Consider the following 17569-nt stretch of genomic DNA (forward strand, 5'->3'; position numbering starts at 1 on the left):
ACTATGCCGCGAGGAGCGATCCTCGCGGCCTTTTGCGTGGCTACAACGAAGAGCGATAAAAGATTTCACAACATTATGAAGACACATCCACAGTACGAACCCTGGTTGCAGGGCATGCTCATCATCGCGAAGCACTATCGGCTGGACTTCTCGGCAGAGCATGTTCGGGTCACGATTAACCATGAAAGCCAGTCTCCACGCCAGCTGGTGCTGGAAGAGATGGCACGCCAGCTTGGGTTAGGGATGCGTATGGTGGCGGCCGACGCGGTCTCCCTCGACCCGTGGCGTTTACCTCTGCTTGCGGAATTTACCGGCGGGCAAATCGCGGTCATTAACCGCATGGACAGCGAGGGCAACGTGAGCCTGCAGTTCAGCGGTGACGGCGGCCTGGAGACGACGCTGACGCGTGATGCGCTGTGCTCACGGTTGACAGGACTGCTGGTGCTGCGCCCGCTCGAGTCCACGCCGGATGCCCGGGTGGATGATTACATCAAACCGTATGAGAAAAACTGGTTCTGGCAGCTGGCCCTGAAGGACTGGCGACGCTACAGCGATATTATGCTGGTGGCGCTGGTCGCTAACGTCCTGGCCCTTTCCGGCATGGTCTTTTCCATGCAGGTGTATGACAGGGTAGTGCCCTCGCAATCGGAAGCCACGCTGTGGGTACTGTTTGGCGGCGTGATGATCGCCATTGTTTTCGAATTCATCATGCGCATGCTGCGCGTGCACATTTCGGATGTGGTGGGTAAACGCGCCGACCTGCGTATTTCTGAACGCGTTTTTGCACACGCGCTGCGGATTAAAAACGGAGCCCGCTCTAAGTCAACCGGGTCGTTCATTGCCCAGATCCGCGAGCTGGAGTCGGTACGTGAACTGATCACGTCCACCACCATTGCGGCCATCTCCGATCTGCCATTCTTCCTGCTGTTTGTGTTCATTTTGTGGATGATTGGCGGACCGCTGGTACTGGTTGTCCTGCTTGCCGTGCCGCTGCTGCTTATCCCGGGCCTGCTGGTCCAGCGCCCGCTGGGCAAACTGTCCAGCGAAGGGATGCGCGAGTCTGCCATTCGTAACGCCACGCTGGTGGAAGCGGTTCAGGGCATTGAAGACATCAAGCTGATGCGCGCTGAACAGCGCTTCCAGAATCAGTGGAATAACACCAATGATGTTGCCGCTAACGTCGGCATGAAGCAGCGCTGGCTGACCGGACTGTTGCTGACCTGGACGCAGGAGGTGCAGTCGATTGTGTATGCCGTGGTGCTGCTGGTGGGGTGCTACCTGGTTATCAGCGGGGACATGACCACCGGTGCGCTGGTGGGGACCTCTATTCTCGCGTCGCGGACCATCGCGCCGCTGTCGCAAATTTCAGGCGTGCTCTCCCGCTGGCAGTCGGCGAAAGTGGCGCGTAAAGGACTCGACGATCTGATGCAGCGCCCGATTGACGATCCTCAGCAGGGCAAGAAGGTGCATAAAGCCCATCTGCGGGGGGATTATGCGCTGGAAGAGGTGGGGTTCTGGTACGACGATGAAGAAAAACTCACCGTTCTGAACATCAGCAAACTGCAGATTCGCGCCGGTGAGCGGGTGGCGGTGCTCGGACGCAATGGCTCCGGCAAAAGCACGCTGCTGCAGCTGCTGGCAGGGATGCAGGAGCCTCAGCAGGGCAGCATTCTGCTGGATAATATCGCGTTGAACCACCTGGACCCGGCTGACGTGCGCCGCGACATGCAGCTGCTGAGCCAGCAGGCGCGGCTGTTCTTTGGCTCCGTGCGGGACAACATTCTGATGGGCAACCCGCTGGCCACCGACGATGAGATCCATCAGGCGCTGGTGAACAGTGGTGCGCTGGAGTTTGTCCGCAAACAGAAAATGGGGCTCAACTACATTATCAACGAAGGCGGCGCGGGCCTGTCCGGCGGGCAGCGTCAGGCGTTATTACTGGCCCGTGCTCTGATCACCTCTCCGAACATTTTGTTGCTGGATGAACCTACCGCCTGGCTTGACGAGATGAGTGAGAAGCAGTTTATCCAGCACCTTAAACCGTGGTTGGGCAAGCGCCGGACGCTGGTGGTCGCGACCCATCGTCTGCCTATTCTGGAACTGGTTGACCGTATCATCGTGTTGGAAAACGGCAAGGTGATCATGGATGGCCCGCGCGACGCAATTCTTCGCCAGCACGGTATGGCGCCGCAAAAAGCCTCACAGCGTACCGTGACCATGAAACCGACACCAGTAGCAGAGGAGGGCGTAGCATGACTGATTTCTCTCGCGTCAACAGCCGCCTGAAGGAGCCACGCTTGCCGCGGTCAACCTGGGTCGCCTGGTCGCTGTTCGCCCTGCTGGCGGTATTTATCACCTGGGCAAGCCTGTTCAGCCTTGATGAGGTCACCACCGGTAGCGGCAAGGTGATCCCCTCTTCGCACGAGCAGGTGATCCAGTCCCTTGAGGGGGGCATTATTCACAGTTTGCTGGTGCGTGAAGGCGACATCGTTGAGCGTGGTCAGCAGCTGGCACAGCTTGACCGGACGAAAACCGAATCAAGCGTGCTGGAGAGTGAATCGCGCCTGAATGCCGCGCTGGCAACCGCCTCGCGTCTGAAGGCCGAAGTGAACGACACGGCACTGGCTTTTCCGGCAGAGCTGGATGATGACGTTGAACTGGTCAAACAGGAAACGGCGCTGTATCAGTCTCGTCGCGAAAGTCTTGAGAAAGGGCTGGCGGGTTTACGGCAGGGGGCCGAGCTGGTGCAGCGAGAGCTGTCGCTGACCCGTCCGCTGGTGACGCAGGGGGCAGCCAGTAAGGTGGAGGTGTTACGTCTTGAGCGTCAAAAAAATGAGCTTGAGAACAAAATCACCGAGATGAAAAACCAGTATTACGTTCGCGCCCGTGAAGAGCTGGCGAAAGCGAACGCGGAGATTGAAGCGCAACGTTCAGTGATGAAAGGGCGTGAAGATTCGTTGACCAGACTGACCTTCAATGCGCCGGTGCGCGGGATCGTTAAGGATATCGACGTGACAACCGTGGGAGGGGTGATTCCGCCAAACGGCAAGCTGATGAGCCTGGTTCCGCTTGATGACCAGATGGTGATTGAAGCGAAAATCTCGCCGCGCGATGTCGCCTTTATTCATCCGGGACAAAAAGCGCTGGTGAAAGTGACCGCCTATGACTACTCCATTTACGGTGGGCTGGAGGGCGAGGTGACCATGATTTCGCCGGATACGCTTCAGGATGAGGTGAAAAGGGATGTGTATTACTATCGGGTCTATATTCGCACTGACAGTAACCATCTGACCAATAAACAAGGCAAAGCCTTCCCGGTGTTTCCGGGGATGATTGCGACCGTTGATATTAAAACAGGCAGTAAAACGATTCTGGATTATCTGTTGAAACCGCTTAATAAGGCGAAAGAGGCACTGCGGGAACGGTAAGCAAAGGGCGTTCGGGAAACCGAACGCCAGAAACATTATACCGTCGACGTTACGTTAACAACGTGGCGTCGTTCTTTAGGAACGACGTTGATATAGTGAGTCACATAGGCGAAGTATAATCCAGCATAGTTTTCGACCAGTTCTATAAACGCCGGGTAAATCGACATCTGGCCATCACCCTGATCTTTAAGATAACCCGCCTCTTGCGCCGATTTAATAATACGGTTGACGTGGATCCGTGAAACAAAAAATTCTTTAGCCAGTAAGTTGGCTGAATAAGGTATTACTGCGCCATGTGCGGTTTTATTTTTTATGGCCTGCAGGTAAAGATATAACATTATCATCCGCCCTCCGTCTTTATCAATAAACAATCCCACTTCAGGCAAAACCTTTCTGAACGTTAATCCCCTGAAAAGGTATTCCGCTGCGCGACGGAAAAAGTTATTTCGCAGGATGTCGTTATCCAGCAGATTAACGTTGATATTAAACTTTGGGAAAAGAATACTTACCGGCAAAAATGCGCCGGACATGTAGCGTTTAAGTTCATTAAGTCCCTTTTCAGTCGGTGCGATTCTCGTTTTGCGTCTGTCTTCACTGCAGCGCCAGGTCTTGATGCGCCCGGTGGTTCTGAGCAAGGTGATGATCGCAATCACACTGTTGGGGCTGGCTATTTTATAACGGGAACATAATTCTTTAATTTCTGATACTGACTCAGCCTGATTTCCAAAGATAAAACAACACATGGAAAGAATAATGTTGAACCGTGATTCCTGAAGCATCGTTTTGTAGAACAAAGGTTGTTTTTTGTAGATGGCGTCATTAATGGTGTAGTGCTCTATTATTGCCTCACTGAATCGCGGATTGTTTTTAATGACATCCCTTCGATGTAGCAAGGCCCTGGATGAGATATGATTATCCATAGCGTTTGTCTCTTATATGAATGAGCCGATAGATGAAGTATCCAGTCTTCTTTCGGATTTTTCATTATACCTTGAGATTGACATATTTACCGTTATTATTTGATGCGAATTTTATATTTATACTGCATATGGATACAGGCGGTGATTAACACAAAGATGTTCTCGTTAGTCACGTTGATAACGGTTTCTTAACCTGATGGTGTACTGTAAAATTATTATCAACAACAGGGTTTTTTATATTTTGTTACATTCACAAATGGGATATGTGTTTTTGTGCCCAGGAGCAGGTTATGACCCAAAATATTTCTTTCAGAAATGCTGCTTTTTATGAGCAAAAATTTGTCATCTCAACCTGCCATTTCACATTTCAGGGGTACAGTCTGTTACTCAAACAGTACGGTATAGACGCTTCGCACGTTCGTTTTGAGGGGGATGAACCTTCCCGGCAGGATCTGGAAAATATCCTTAGCAGTCAAAACGCTCAAATCTCGGTGTTTCTCGGCAAAGGTGTGGTCTCTCTGCTGGAGAGCCTGAAGCGACTCGCTTGCGTGCTAAATAAACTTCCTGTTATTCGAAAGGTAACCCTGTACGGGGAAATGCCGGATGGCTGGCTGTATCGAACTCTGGGGAATCTTTTAAATAATACTTTCCAGCTTTCATTGATTCGTATAGCCAGCGTGTCTGATGTTATGACCTGTTTTCGTATGCATAATGACGTATTTAAGGATAACTCACGTTCATTGCGTGACCAATACTGGGGGGTGTCTTATCAGGAAAACGTAAAAGGTTTAACCGAAAGAGAGGTAAGTGTTTTATTAAATTTTTATCGCGGAATGTCAGTAAAAGAGCAGTGTGAAAAAATGGGGCTGTCTAATAAAACGGTTTATACCCATCGTAAGGAAGGGGTGAAAAAATTACACCAGATCCGACGCTGGCTGAAGGATCCGCATGCCTTAAGAATGGAAGGCAGCACGGAACGGTTAACGCAAAAAGAAAGTCTCTCTGCCAAAGAGACGGCGGTTTATAATGCATTGCTAAAAAGAGAGATATTCCCTGCGTATCAGATCATAACCGATCGTTATAAGAAAGGGGTGGGGTTTGAGATACTCATTCGCTGGAATAATAATGGTAGAATTATCAAACCAGTTAATTTTCTTACTGATATTTCAAGCCAGGAAATATGGCTAAAAATTACTGCGCTAGTGATTCATGCTGCGGTGTCGGGTATTAATAAATATAACGGTAAATATTATTTTTCCGTCAATATCCCCCCGCGACTTGCCTCGGGGAATGCACTTCCCGACATGGCCAAAAAGGCTGTGGCGATGCTGCTCAATCCGCAGTGGGCCGACAAACTGGTCTTTGAATTTGCCGAAGAGATTGATGTGACCAAAGATAGGACGATCCCAGAAACCATGCGGCGTTTACGCAATACCGGGTGCCGGCTGTTTCTCGATGATTGCTTTTCCAACCATCAAACCATGTTCCCGGTAAGGCAGGTGCATTTTGATGGATTAAAGCTTGACCGGGATATCGTCGAGCATTTTGTGGCGAATGACAACGATTATAATCTTATTAAAGCGATACAGATATACAGCGATATGACAGGCACGGATTGTATTGCTGAAGGGGTGGATAGCGAAGAGAAGTTTGAGAAGTTAGTTGCCCTTGGGGTTAAAAGTTTTCAGGGCTATTATCTGTCGCGGGCGGTGAAAGAAGACGAATTAGATCGCATGGTCAGATTGTTTAGCTAAAGCGCAAAAATAAAGCCCCGAAGGGCCTTTATTTATTTTCGACCCAGTAACAGGCCGAGAACAATACCTACCGCCCCCGCAGCAATTAAACCCGTCAGGGGATTGTTTCTCACCGCTTCAGTGACATCGGAAACGGCGTCGCTGGCCTGTGCGGCATATTTTTTGGCAGCACCTTTAACCTGATGCTTTGGGGAATCAACGAAATCGCCAAACTGCTGCTGGGCTGAGCCTGCCAGTTCATCGAGTTTATTTTTCGCTTTGTCTTCTGCAAACTGTGTATTTTTATCAGTATTGAAATCAGTCATTTTTGCCTCCTTGTGTTGATAGTATAAGGATAGCCTCTCTTTTGCGTTTTAAGGGAAGCAGGGCGGAATTTGGCACAAAATCCTCCTGTTTTCGGATATATCTCTATGCCACACACCCTTTATTTCTCATTCTCATCCTGACCGTAATACAGTTTTCCAATCCGGATAAGCGGGCGGCCCTGAGATTTGCGGTGCAGGTTACTGTCCCTGAGCGAATACACGCACCCGCAATATTCCTGCTGGTAAAACTGTTCTCGCTTGCTTATCTCAATCATGCGCGAGGAACCCCCCTGTTTGCGCCAGTTGTAGTCCCAGTAGACCATCCCCGGATAGCGCGCTGCCGCACGCTGGCCGCAGTCATTTATCTGCTGCATATTCTTCCAGCGGGAGATCCCTAATGAACTACTGATGACGCGAAAACCATTTTCTGCCGCATACAACGCCGTGCGTTCGAAACGCATATCGAAGCACATGGTGCAGCGGATGCCGCGCTCGGGTTCCCATTCCATGCCCTTAGCGCGTTCAAACCAGTTATCGGTGTCGTAATCGGCATCGACAAACGGCACGCCATGTTTTTCCGCAAAGCGAATATTCTCCTCCTTACGGATGAGGTATTCCTTTTGTGGATGAATATTGGGGTTATAGAAAAATATGGTGTAATCAATTCCCGAGGCCTGGATGGCTTCCATCACTTCTCCCGAGCAGGGTGCGCAGCAGGAGTGCAGCAGCAGTTTGTCGGCACCGTCTGGCAGGGTAAGTTGAGGGCGGATAAAGGGGGTTGTACTCATCGTATCAACTCTATGTGAATGAAATTTATTGAATTGTAGTCCTGTAATTGAAGAAAGTGAACGTTCAGGGCAAACCCCGGCGAACATAAACATACACGTTTCTTTTCTATGGCTCCGATCACGTCACCTCGTATTCCCCCGATCCTGCGACGACTCGCAGCAATCATGCATTGACCGAAGGAATAAATTCGACATAATTTATTTCTGTGGTGAATCCTCTCACAAGAGAGGGCGTTCCAGACTACTGCTGTCCGCAGGTATGCTCGCGTCTTTGCTTATCTGGGAAGAGTCACTGGAATGCACCCGACACCACGATTCTTTCTTTATTTTTTTATCCCATTGGAAGGGTATAGAGTGCACAAGTTTAATTCCTCTCTTCTTGCGATTTTTTTGCTGACAGGTTGTAGTTCCGATCTGGTTCTCAGCCCACCTCAAAAACCTGAATACAAGGCAATGCCAGAGATAACCCAGTCTGTGACACCATCCCAACAGCGTGCGATCATGGCTGGTGAGAGGCCTGATTGGTCAGAAAGGACGCCAGTCGGCACCATGAAACGATATTGATAAATACCTAACGACCAGGGCTGCCATTCGGTGGCCTTTTTTATTGTGATGAATGAGCGGGATGTGATGGCCGCAGCCAAAACGCAGAAGGCATGGTGAAAACGACCCTGCGCCTGGCGTTGATAATCACCAGACGTGTGGAATGCAACTGAATCAAGTTAATGTTCTATATGCTTATTTTATCAATGCACCAATTCCTGATAAGATTGTTCCTAATTTTTACTGATGGAATAGGGACATGAAAAAAATTGTTGGCGTGATATTACTTTCCTGCTTACTTGCCGGTTGCGATAAACCAAAAATTGACTCATCAACTGATGATGCAATGAAATCGTCTATAGCTAAAGTCAGAGAGTCACTTCCGGAGAATAAGCGGGAGGAGTTTGATAGCGCTCTGCAAGTTGTGGCATTCAGTAACATCAACATGGCTGATCTCATGCATGCTTCATCAGACAATGACAAAGAAGACCTCAGCAAAAAGATGCGCGAACCCCTGTCGGGAAAGACTGCTGAGGAAGTCATTTCTTATGCTCAGAAAGTAACAGCTGAGAGAGAGCTTAAGCAGAAAGAACAGGCAATTCAGGAAATTAAAACGCTAGAAAAGAAAAAAGCTGACTCAGATATGGCTAAAGAAGAGCTGAAGAAAATCCAGGTTTTATCAGCCAGATTTACCAGGGAGCCCGAGGCAGACGGTGAGCCACAACCCGTAATTAGACTGGTTGTAAAAAACAAGAGTGAAAACGTTATTTCCAGAGCCTACCTGCATGGAGTGATAGCAAGCAGCGGACACTCAGATCCCTGGTTGGAAAGTAAGTTCTTTTACGATATTCCTGACGGGCTTAAACCGAATGAAGAAGCTACATGGGCTCTGGCTCCGCCTAAAAATTCTGAATGGGGTCAACTTTATGCCCCAAGCGACGCTGTTTTCACTGTGACAGTCATGAGAGTAGACGGTACTGATAAGCGGGCGTTGTTTGATGCAACAATGTTTACAGAGGAAGACGGTAACAAGCTTGATGAACTGAAGAAAAAATACCCGTGATTTTTAGCTAAAAAAATGACCCGCTTAGGCGGGTTTTTTTACGTCCGGAGGAAACGTGGCGACAGATATATTAACCTGGTGAACCCAGATACGGGCAGAAAGGGAAGGGAAGGGAAGTTTAGCCACACGATTCGTTCTGCATCCTTTGGTCGTGGTTATGAGCAAATCGCAGGAGATGAACTAACCCTGAGCAGCAATTCTGGCTGATGACCCTCTCAGCTAACTACACGATAACCACGCCAAACCTAATGTTTACATAAAGCTGTTTTAAAAGATACAATACCCCCCTATAGTATCAGGAGGGCGTATGCCGCATTCACCCGCAGATAAAAAACGTATTCTGACGCGCGTCCGCCGCATTCGAGGGCAGGTTGATGCTCTTGAGCGTGCACTGGAATCGGGCGACCCCTGTCTGGCCATCCTGCAGCAAATTGCCGCCGTGCGCGGTGCTGCGAATGGGCTGATGGGCGAAATGGTTGAAATTCACCTCAAAGATGAGCTGGTGACCGGGGAGACAACGCCGGACCAGCGGGCCGTTCGCATGGCAGAAGTCGGCCATTTGCTGCGCTCTTATCTAAAATAAACCCACAGACCTCACAATAAGGGAAGAGACATTATGAAATCTCGCGCTGCTGTCGCATTTGGCCCCGGCCAGCCGCTCAAAATCGTTGAAATCGACGTGGCTCCGCCGAAGAAAGGCGAAGTCCTGATCAAAATTACCCATACCGGCGTGTGCCATACCGATGCGTTTACCCTTTCGGGTGACGATCCTGAAGGCGTGTTCCCGGCGGTACTCGGCCACGAAGGTGGCGGGATTGTGGTGGAAGTCGGCGAGGGTGTGACCAGCCTGAAACCGGGTGACCATGTGATCCCGCTGTACACGGCAGAATGTGGTGAGTGTAAGTTCTGTAAATCCGGCAAAACTAACCTCTGCCAGGCGGTTCGCGCTACTCAGGGTAAAGGTCTGATGCCAGACGGTACCACTCGCTTCTCCTATAACGGTGAACCGATCTATCACTACATGGGCACCAGTACCTTCAGCGAATACACCGTGTGTGCGGAAATTTCGCTGGCGAAAGTGAACCCACAGGCGCCGCTGGATAAAGTTTGCCTGCTGGGCTGCGGCGTGACCACCGGGATTGGCGCGGTGCATAACACCGCAAAAGTGAAAGAGGGCGACACCGTTGCGGTGTTCGGTCTGGGCGGTATCGGTCTGGCGGTTATCCAGGGGGCGGTGCAGGCGAAGGCGGGTCGTATTATCGCTGTCGATACTAACCCGGAGAAATTCACACTGGCAGGCGAAATGGGTGCCACTGATTTCGTGAACCCGAAAGACTACGAGAAGCCGGTTCAGGATGTGATCGTTGAGATGACCGATGGCGGCGTTGACTTCAGCTTCGAATGTATCGGTAACGTTAACGTGATGCGTTCCGCGCTTGAATGCTGCCACAAAGGCTGGGGTGAGAGCATCATCATTGGCGTTGCCGGTGCGGGCCAGGAGATCAAAACCCGTCCATTCCAGCTGGTGACCGGCCGTGTGTGGCGTGGTTCAGCGTTTGGCGGCGTGAAAGGGCGCACCCAGCTTCCGGGCATGGTGGAAGATGCAATGGTCGGGAAAATTCAGCTCGACCCGTTCATTACCCATCGCCTGCCGCTGGAGCAAATCAACGACGCGTTCGATTTGATGCACGAAGGTAAGTCCATCCGTACCGTGATTCACTTCGGCGACAAGTAACTCTTCTGCCAGCGGTTTTTTTTGCCGCTGGCGTTTCCTGCATAATCTTCTCTAAAGTGTGACCTGCCTTGCGCTTTTAGCCGTAAGCTAATCTCCAGCCGTGCCGATGACTATTTTACAGGCGTGTTTTTACGCATCTTACCTACAAGAGAGTCGACGGTCATGGACAACACAACAACGATGCAGGCGCAGCGCACGCTGAGCTTTTTGCATCATATCAGGCTGGTTCCGCTGTTTTCCTCCATTCTCGGTGGCATTATTTTGCTGTTCGCCTTGAGCTCAGGTCTGGCGGGCTATTTCCTGCTGCAGGCAGACGCCGATCAGCAGGATGTCACATCAGAAATTCAGGTGCGTATGGGGCTGTCGAACAGTTCTAACCATCTTCGCACCGCGCGTATCAATATGATCCACGCTGGCGCGGCCAGCCGTATCGCCGAGATGGATGCAATGAAGCAGAACATCAGCGAGGCGGAAAAACGTATTAAGCAGTCTCAGGATGGCTTTAATGCGTACATGAACCGCCCCGTTCGTACGGCGGAGGATGAAGCGCTGGATGCCGAACTGAAAACACGCTTTGACGCCTATATCGCGGGCCTTCAGCCGATGGTTAAATTTGCCAAAAACGGCATGTTTGAAGCGATCATTAACCATGAAAACGAATCCGCGCGCCCGCTGGATGACGCCTATAACGCCGTCCTGCTGAAGGCGATTAAGATCCGTACCGACCGGGCCAATGCCCTGACGGCGCAGGCGCACAGCCGCACGCAGCTGGGCCTGATGTTTATGGTCGGGGCGTTTGCCCTGGCGCTGGTGTTGACCGCGCTGACCTTTATCGTACTGCGCCGCACGGTCATCAATCCGCTTCAGCGTGCTGCTACGCGAATCGAGAACATTGCGAAAGGCGACCTGACGATGCCGGATGATGTCGCCGGGCGCAGCGAAATTGGCCGGCTGACGCGCGACCTGCAAACCATGCAGCACTCGCTGGAGACCACGGTTGGCACCGTACGCCAGGGGGCGGAAGAGATTTATCGCGGAACCAGTGAAATCTCGGCTGGCAACACCGATCTCTCATCCCGTACCGAACAGCAGGCGGCCGCCATTGAGCAGACTGCCGCAAGTATGGAACAGCTGACCGCGACGGTGAAACAGAATGCCGATAACGCGCACCATGCCAGCAAGCTGGCGGAAGATGCCTCCGGTAAAGCTAGTCGTGGCGGCCAGATGGTCTCCGGCGTGGTGAAAACGATGAGCAATATCTCCACCAGTTCGAAGAAGATCTCTGAGATTACTGCGGTGATTAACAGCATTGCGTTCCAGACCAATATCCTGGCGCTCAATGCGGCAGTAGAAGCAGCGCGTGCGGGTGAACAAGGACGCGGCTTTGCGGTGGTGGCGAGCGAAGTGCGTACCCTGGCGAGCCGAAGTGCAAATGCCGCGAAAGAGATTGAAAGCCTGATCAACGAGTCGGTTTCCCTGATCGATCAGGGTTCCGGTGAAGTGGTCGCCGCGGGCAACACCATGAACGACATCGTCGATGCGGTGAAACGCGTCACCGATATTATGCTGGAAATTGCCGCCGCCTCCGACGAACAGAGCCGCGGTATCGAGCAGGTCAGCCAGGCAATTTCGGAGATGGACAAAGTGACGCAGCAGAACGCCTCGCTGGTGGAAGAAGCCTCTGCGGCGGCGGCCTCCCTGGAAGAACAGGGCGCGCGTCTGACCGAGGCTGTCGGGGCATTTCGTCTGAGTGGCGCAAAGCCTGGCCGTACAGTCTCGTCTGCGCCAGCGGTGAAAAACGCACCTTTACGTCCTGCGCCTGCGGTGTCGGGTGATAACTGGGAAACGTTCTGAGTCGTCCGGGGTAAACGGGTGAAAAAAAGGGACCGTCAGGTCCCTTTTTTATTGCGTTACTGCTTATCCGGCAGCGCGTAGGCAATCACGTAATCACCGCGATCCGGCGACTGACGGGCACCCCCCGCGTTGATGATGATGTACTGTTTACCGGTTTTCGGTGAAACATAGGTCATCGGTCCGGACTGGCTACCGACCGGCAGACGGTCTTTCCAGATCTCTTTCCCGGTGGCGGTATCAAACGCGCGCAGGTAGAAATCCTGAGTGCCGGCAAAGAACAGCAAACCGGACTGGGTAGCGAGGGACGCGCCCAGGGTCGGCATACCGATTGGGATCGGCATATGCATGCGAATGCCAAGCGGGCCAGTATCTTCCACCGTACCAACCGGAACCTGCCACACCAGCTTGCCTGATTTCAGGTCAACGGCTGACATGGTGCCAAACGGTGGCTTCTGACACGGAATGCCCAACGGCGACAGGAAGCGTTCACGCATAGCCCCGAACGGTGTACCGTCCATAGGCACAATACCCATCTCAATGCCGCTGGCGTTTTTCGCCACGTTGGCACGCGGTACCATGTAGTTTGCCAGGCCCAGGCGCATATCGTTAACGAACATCAGGCTGTTGTTCGGGTCGATTGAGACGCTGCCCCAGTTCATCCCGCCAAGGGAGCCCGGGAACTGCAGGGAACGGTCGAGACCCGGTGGGGTGAAGACGCCCTGGTGACGCATCTCTTTAAACTGAATGCGGCACAGCAGCAGGTCGACTGGCGTCGCCCCCCACATATCCGATTCGGTCAGCGTCTGGTTGCCAATCATCGGCATGCCAACAGAGTACGGTTGGGTCGGGGAGTAACGCTCACCTTCAACGTTACCGGCCGGTACCGGGCGCTCTTCCACTTTCGCCACGGGCTTGCCGGTTTCGCGGTTGAGCATAAAGATCATGCCCTGCTTGCTGGTCTGCACCAGCACCGGCGTGGTGCCACCTTTACCGTCGGGTAAATCGTACAGCAGCGGCTGGGAAGGGAGATCAAAGTCCCACAGGTCGTGGTGGGTGGTCTGGAAATGCCAGCGCACCTGACCGGTGGCGGCGTCCACCGCCACGATGGAGGAGCTGTACTTGTCATCCAGCGCCGTACGCTCACCCGCCCAGAAATCTGGCGTGGCGTTGCCGGTTGGCAGATAGATCAGGTTCAGTTTTGCATCGTAAGACATGGCAGACCAGACGTTCGGCGTGCCGCGTGTATAGGTCTGTCCTTCCGGTGGGAGGCCGGTCAGTTGCGGATTACCCGGATCCCATGCCCATGCCAGCTTACCGGTATGAACGTCATACGCACGCACGACGCCCGGCGGTTCACCGGTGGAGAAGTTATCCGCGATACGACCGCCGACCACCACCACATTCCCCGCGACCAGCGGCGTGGAGGTCTGCTGATAGTAGCCCGGCTTGATTTCCCCCATCCCGATGCTCAGGTCAACGGTGCCACGATCGCCAAAGTCTTCACAGACCTTGCCGTTATCCGCATTGATGGCTATCAGTCGCGCATCTGTGGTCGGCAGGAACAGACGACGAGGGCATGCCGCAGGCTGTGCATCTGCCTGTGACGTTGTCACGCTGCTGTGGTCTTCAAAATAGCCCAGACCGCGGCAACGCTGCCAGTTCGGTGCCGAGGCTTTTGCGTCGTAACGCCATTTCTCTTTACCGGAGTCGACGTCCAGCGCCAGGACTTTACTGTACGGCGTACAGACATACAGAGTGTCGCCAATTTGCAATGGGGTGTTCTGATCTTCCGCACCGGAGCCGTTGCTCTGAGGAATATCCCCCGTGTGGGCAACCCAGGCCACCTTCAGATCGTTCACGTTTTGTTTGTTAATTTGATCGAGGGCGGCGAAGCGGTCACCGTGGGTGGTATTGCCCCAGTGCGCCCAGTTTTTCTGCTCCTGACCCGGTGCGACCGGTTTTACCGGTACCGGCTGATTCGCCGCCACCAGCGTTTGCGGCTTGAACATCCAGCCGAGGCTCACCAGCATCACGACCGCCAGAACGGCCGCAACGCCAAACGCCGGTGCTTTGTTCGGGGCGTTGTGGTTTGCGGCGCGCATAAACGGCCAGACGATGGCACAGAGGAAGGCCAGCACGGCAAACGTAAAGAGGCGCGAGAAGAGCGGCCAGAAATCCCATCCGGCATCGCTGACGGCCCAGAACAGCGAGGCGATAAACGCGATGCCATAGAGGACGATCCCGCTGGTGCGGTTGATGAAAATCAGGACGGCGGCAATCACCATCGCCACGCCCATGATCAGGAAGTACCCACTTCCGCCTACGGTAACAAGCTTTAAACCTAAGCCGCCAACAGCCAGACCGATGAGCGTCATCAGTCCGGCAAGGAGCCACTGCAGGATACGGGGTATCCCACGTGGCGCGCTGCCAAATGCCATTTCTGTCTCCTTTAAATCCCCCGCGTTGCGGAACGGTGCCGAATATGTACCAATTGGGTAATAATCGCGGAGGGGGATGAGGTTTTATACGGTTTATCCGCATCATTTGCGGTTGAATTCCTGTTTAACAAATAGCATGCGAACCATTTGGTGAATTCGTAGCTATGATAAAACTGTTAAATTGTTTTACGCAATTGTTAATGGATGATTTCGCATTTTTTGACCACAGAAACAAAAAACCCGTCGACAGGACGGGTTAGTGGTTGAGGTTGTAAAGGCGTCTCAGGCAGGCATGGATTTGCGGATGGCGCTGAGCAGCGTCTGCGCACCCGGGGAGAGCGGGGTATCCACGCGGGTTAATATACCGATAGGTTCGCCCGCACCTGGCGACGTCACCGGCAGTGCGGTAAGCGTGCCCTGGCGGAGATCATCTTTCACCGCGCCGGAGGGAACGAACCAGACGTAGTCATAATCCACCGTAAGCTGGCGCGAAAGCGAGGCCGACAGCGTTTCAATGCAACCTGAAGGCAGTGAGCAGCCCTGCATCTGCAGCAGTGTCTCGGCGTTCTGACGCGGAACGGTGCCTTTTGGGGATACTACCACCGGCCACTCCATCACGCGGCTTAACGTCACCGTATCCTGCAGCAGGGGGTGACCGGGACGCACGACCAGCTTCAGGGATTCCAGGAACAACAGCTCGTAGTTAAGCCCGCCCATAAGCTCGGGGTCGGACATGCGCCCGATGCCGAGATCCAGTTCGCCGGATTTTAGCCCGGCGAGCAGCATGGTGTTATTCATGGTGGCAACCTGAATAGTGGTATGCCGCTGATGTTTGTGGAACTGCCCAATGACCGGAGGCAGTATGCCGAGCGCCGCCGTTGGCAGGGCACCCACGCGCACAATCTCCGTGGCGTGCTCCTCTTTGCGGTTGAGCGACTGTCCGGCAGTATTCAGCGCATCGAGAACCTTGACGGCGTGCGTTAGGAATTGTTCACCCACGAGGGTGAGTTGTGCCCCCAGCCGACCGCGGTCGAAGAGACGAGTGCCGGTGAGTTGTTCCAGCTCGTTCAGCGTTTTGGAGAGCGCAGGCTGGCTTAGGTTGAGAGTTTCAGCCGCTCGCCCCAGCGTTCCCTGTTGAGCGACGGCCACAAATGTATGCAAATGGCGCAAGCGTATGCGCTGACTGAACAGACCATTTTTTTCCATAGGCGATGTTAAAAACAGAGCGATGCGGGTGACAAGCTAAGTTGTTTAATTTTGATAACTTGATAGCAAAATATTTTTAACATTTGATCTGTTTGAGTTACAACATGTTTTTTGGCAGGGGGGAGAGGAAGAACGTCCTTGTTCTTTTCGAGCACATTGAGAGCGTTACGTCAGTGTATAGCCGGGTTAAATCACGCCATCACCGCCATCAGAGCACCATACCTGACCGGAGGTAAATGAGCATTCATCCGAGGCCAGCGTGACATAGAGCGGTGCGATTTCAACAGGTTGACCCGGACGCCCCAGCGGGGTATCACCACCAAACTCTTTCACTTTTTCCATCGGCTGGCCGCCGCTGGATTGCAGCACCGTCCAGTAAGGACCCGGGGCAACCGCGTTGACGCGTATTCCTTTTGGACCAAGCTGTTTCGCTAAGGATTTGGTGAACACCGCCAGACAGGCTTTTGTCTGGGCATAATCCAGCAGCACAGGGCTGGGCTTAACCGCCTGGACCGAGGAAGTATTAATGATAGAGGCCGATGGTTTCAGATGGCGCAGCGCCGCTTTGGTTATCCAGAAAGGCGCATAGACATTGGTTTTGAAGGTCGCGTCAAAATCTTCCGTGGTGAGCTCTTCAAGGGATTCCCGGTATTGCTGACGACCAGCGTTATTCACCAGAATGTCCAGTCCCCCCAGTTTGGCCACCGCCTCTTCTACCAGCTTCTGGCAGAACGTCTCGTCACGGATGTCACCCGGCAGCGCGACGGCAATGCGTCCTTCCGCTTTGATAAGCTCAATGACGTCAACCGCGTCTTTCTCTTCTTCAGGCAGATAGTTGATTGCGACGTCAGCCCCTTCACGGGCGTAAGCGATCGCGACTGCGCGACCAATACCGGAGTCGCCTCCGGTGATCAATGCTTTCTTGCCGGCAAGGCGGCCATGCCCTTTATAGCTCGTTTCCCCGTGGTCGGGTACGGGTTGCATTTCTGATGCCAGTCCCGGCGGCGTTTGCGGTTGCTCCGGGAAAGGGGGTTGCGGGTAAGCGTTCTGACGTTGTGTAGTATCACTCATAGCTGACTCCTTAAGCCAAGGGGTGAGATTTGATGGATAGTTGCAGCGTTAACGCTTCGCTGAATTATTTCTGCAAATGATCGACGCGCACGACAGGCGGCGATGATTTCTTATCAAGCGATCCGTTGATACTGATCATCTGATCGGGTTTTACTGTTCTGCCGTCGAATACTGCCTGGGGAATAATAACGTCTATTTTTCCGGTTTTATCCTGGAATACAAACTTATCGCCGCTACCGTCAATAAGGTTCCCGCGTAATGAAATAGTCGCACCATCATGCATTTCTTTTGCATGATCGATGGTCATAATTCGTGCGTCATCGGTTCCACGATAACCGCTATCCAGTGCGTGCGGCGGTGGCGGTGCTTCACCTTTTTGTAACCCGCCGTTATTATCTGCCCATGCGGCCGGTACCAGAAATATCAAAAAAGCGGAAATAAGCGATAATTTCATCTGATATCCT

General features: G+C 52.8%; 14 protein-coding genes. 7 read left to right on the plus strand and 7 right to left on the minus strand.

Annotated elements, in window-relative coordinates:
* Positions 1-75: 75 nt before the first annotated feature.
* Positions 76-2256, plus strand: a complete 2181-nt coding sequence (locus tag QMG44_RS06770; RefSeq protein ID WP_014169983.1) for a type I secretion system permease/ATPase — start codon at positions 76-78, stop codon at positions 2254-2256.
* Positions 2253-3428: an HlyD family type I secretion periplasmic adaptor subunit gene (locus QMG44_RS06775; protein ID WP_020884204.1), complete on the plus strand. Its 1176-nt coding sequence runs from the start codon at positions 2253-2255 to the stop codon at positions 3426-3428. Before QMG44_RS06770 ends, QMG44_RS06775 begins: the two co-directional genes overlap by 4 nt.
* Before the next feature lie 35 nt (positions 3429-3463).
* Here the strand turns inward: QMG44_RS06775 and QMG44_RS06780 are convergent, their stop codons facing one another.
* On the minus strand, positions 3464-4348 hold the full coding sequence (locus QMG44_RS06780) for a MarR family transcriptional regulator (protein WP_086532541.1): 885 nt from the start codon (positions 4346-4348) through the stop codon (positions 3464-3466).
* Between the two features lie 290 nt (positions 4349-4638).
* Between QMG44_RS06780 and QMG44_RS06785 the strand changes: the two genes are divergently transcribed.
* The gene (locus QMG44_RS06785) at positions 4639-6102 is read left to right on the plus strand and encodes an EAL domain-containing protein (protein WP_059305506.1); all 1464 of its coding nucleotides are present in this window, start codon (positions 4639-4641) and stop codon (positions 6100-6102) included.
* A gap of 32 nt (positions 6103-6134) precedes the next feature.
* Here QMG44_RS06785 and QMG44_RS06790 read toward each other — a convergent pair whose 3' ends face one another.
* Together QMG44_RS06790 and QMG44_RS06795 are read right to left on the minus strand one after the other, a co-directional pair.
* On the minus strand, positions 6135-6407 hold the full coding sequence (locus tag QMG44_RS06790) for a YqjD family protein (protein WP_014169987.1): 273 nt from the start codon (positions 6405-6407) through the stop codon (positions 6135-6137).
* Positions 6408-6526: 119 nt separating this feature from the next.
* Positions 6527-7195, minus strand: a complete 669-nt coding sequence (locus QMG44_RS06795) for an epoxyqueuosine reductase QueH (RefSeq protein WP_020884202.1) — start codon at positions 7193-7195, stop codon at positions 6527-6529.
* Between the two features lie 802 nt (positions 7196-7997).
* Between QMG44_RS06795 and QMG44_RS06800 the strand changes: the two genes are divergently transcribed.
* The 4 genes from QMG44_RS06800 to QMG44_RS06815 all read left to right on the plus strand — a co-directional run bounded on the left by QMG44_RS06800 (position 7998) and on the right by QMG44_RS06815 (position 12390).
* Complete coding sequence (locus tag QMG44_RS06800) at positions 7998-8801, plus strand: DUF6694 family lipoprotein (protein WP_020884201.1); 804 nt, start codon at positions 7998-8000, stop codon at positions 8799-8801.
* Between the two features lie 307 nt (positions 8802-9108).
* On the plus strand, positions 9109-9384 hold the full coding sequence (locus QMG44_RS06805) for a metal/formaldehyde-sensitive transcriptional repressor (RefSeq protein ID WP_014169989.1): 276 nt from the start codon (positions 9109-9111) through the stop codon (positions 9382-9384).
* Positions 9385-9417: 33 nt separating this feature from the next.
* Entirely contained in the window at positions 9418-10536 is a 1119-nt protein-coding gene (locus QMG44_RS06810; RefSeq protein WP_086532540.1) for an S-(hydroxymethyl)glutathione dehydrogenase/class III alcohol dehydrogenase, read from the plus strand.
* A gap of 162 nt (positions 10537-10698) precedes the next feature.
* A complete protein-coding gene (locus QMG44_RS06815; protein ID WP_086532539.1) occupies positions 10699-12390 on the plus strand; it encodes a methyl-accepting chemotaxis protein in 1692 nt (563 codons plus the stop codon).
* Between the two features lie 56 nt (positions 12391-12446).
* On the opposite strand, the gene QMG44_RS06820 is transcribed toward QMG44_RS06815, so the two are convergent.
* From QMG44_RS06820 to QMG44_RS06835, 4 genes are all read right to left on the minus strand, one after another.
* Positions 12447-14828: a glucose/quinate/shikimate family membrane-bound PQQ-dependent dehydrogenase gene (locus tag QMG44_RS06820; RefSeq protein WP_086532538.1), complete on the minus strand. Its 2382-nt coding sequence runs from the start codon at positions 14826-14828 to the stop codon at positions 12447-12449.
* 282 nt (positions 14829-15110) lie between these two features.
* Positions 15111-16034, minus strand: coding sequence for a LysR substrate-binding domain-containing protein (locus tag QMG44_RS06825; protein WP_014169993.1), 924 nt, complete (start codon positions 16032-16034; stop codon positions 15111-15113).
* 186 nt (positions 16035-16220) lie between these two features.
* Entirely contained in the window at positions 16221-17105 is an 885-nt protein-coding gene (locus QMG44_RS06830; RefSeq protein ID WP_032678123.1) for an SDR family oxidoreductase, read from the minus strand.
* Between the two features lie 64 nt (positions 17106-17169).
* Positions 17170-17559, minus strand: a complete 390-nt coding sequence (locus QMG44_RS06835; RefSeq protein ID WP_020884197.1) for a YdeI family stress tolerance OB fold protein — start codon at positions 17557-17559, stop codon at positions 17170-17172.
* Positions 17560-17569: the final 10 nt, after the last annotated feature.

Source organism: Enterobacter sp. 200527-13 (genome assembly GCF_027924865.1).
Classification (GTDB): domain Bacteria; phylum Pseudomonadota; class Gammaproteobacteria; order Enterobacterales; family Enterobacteriaceae; genus Enterobacter; species Enterobacter ludwigii.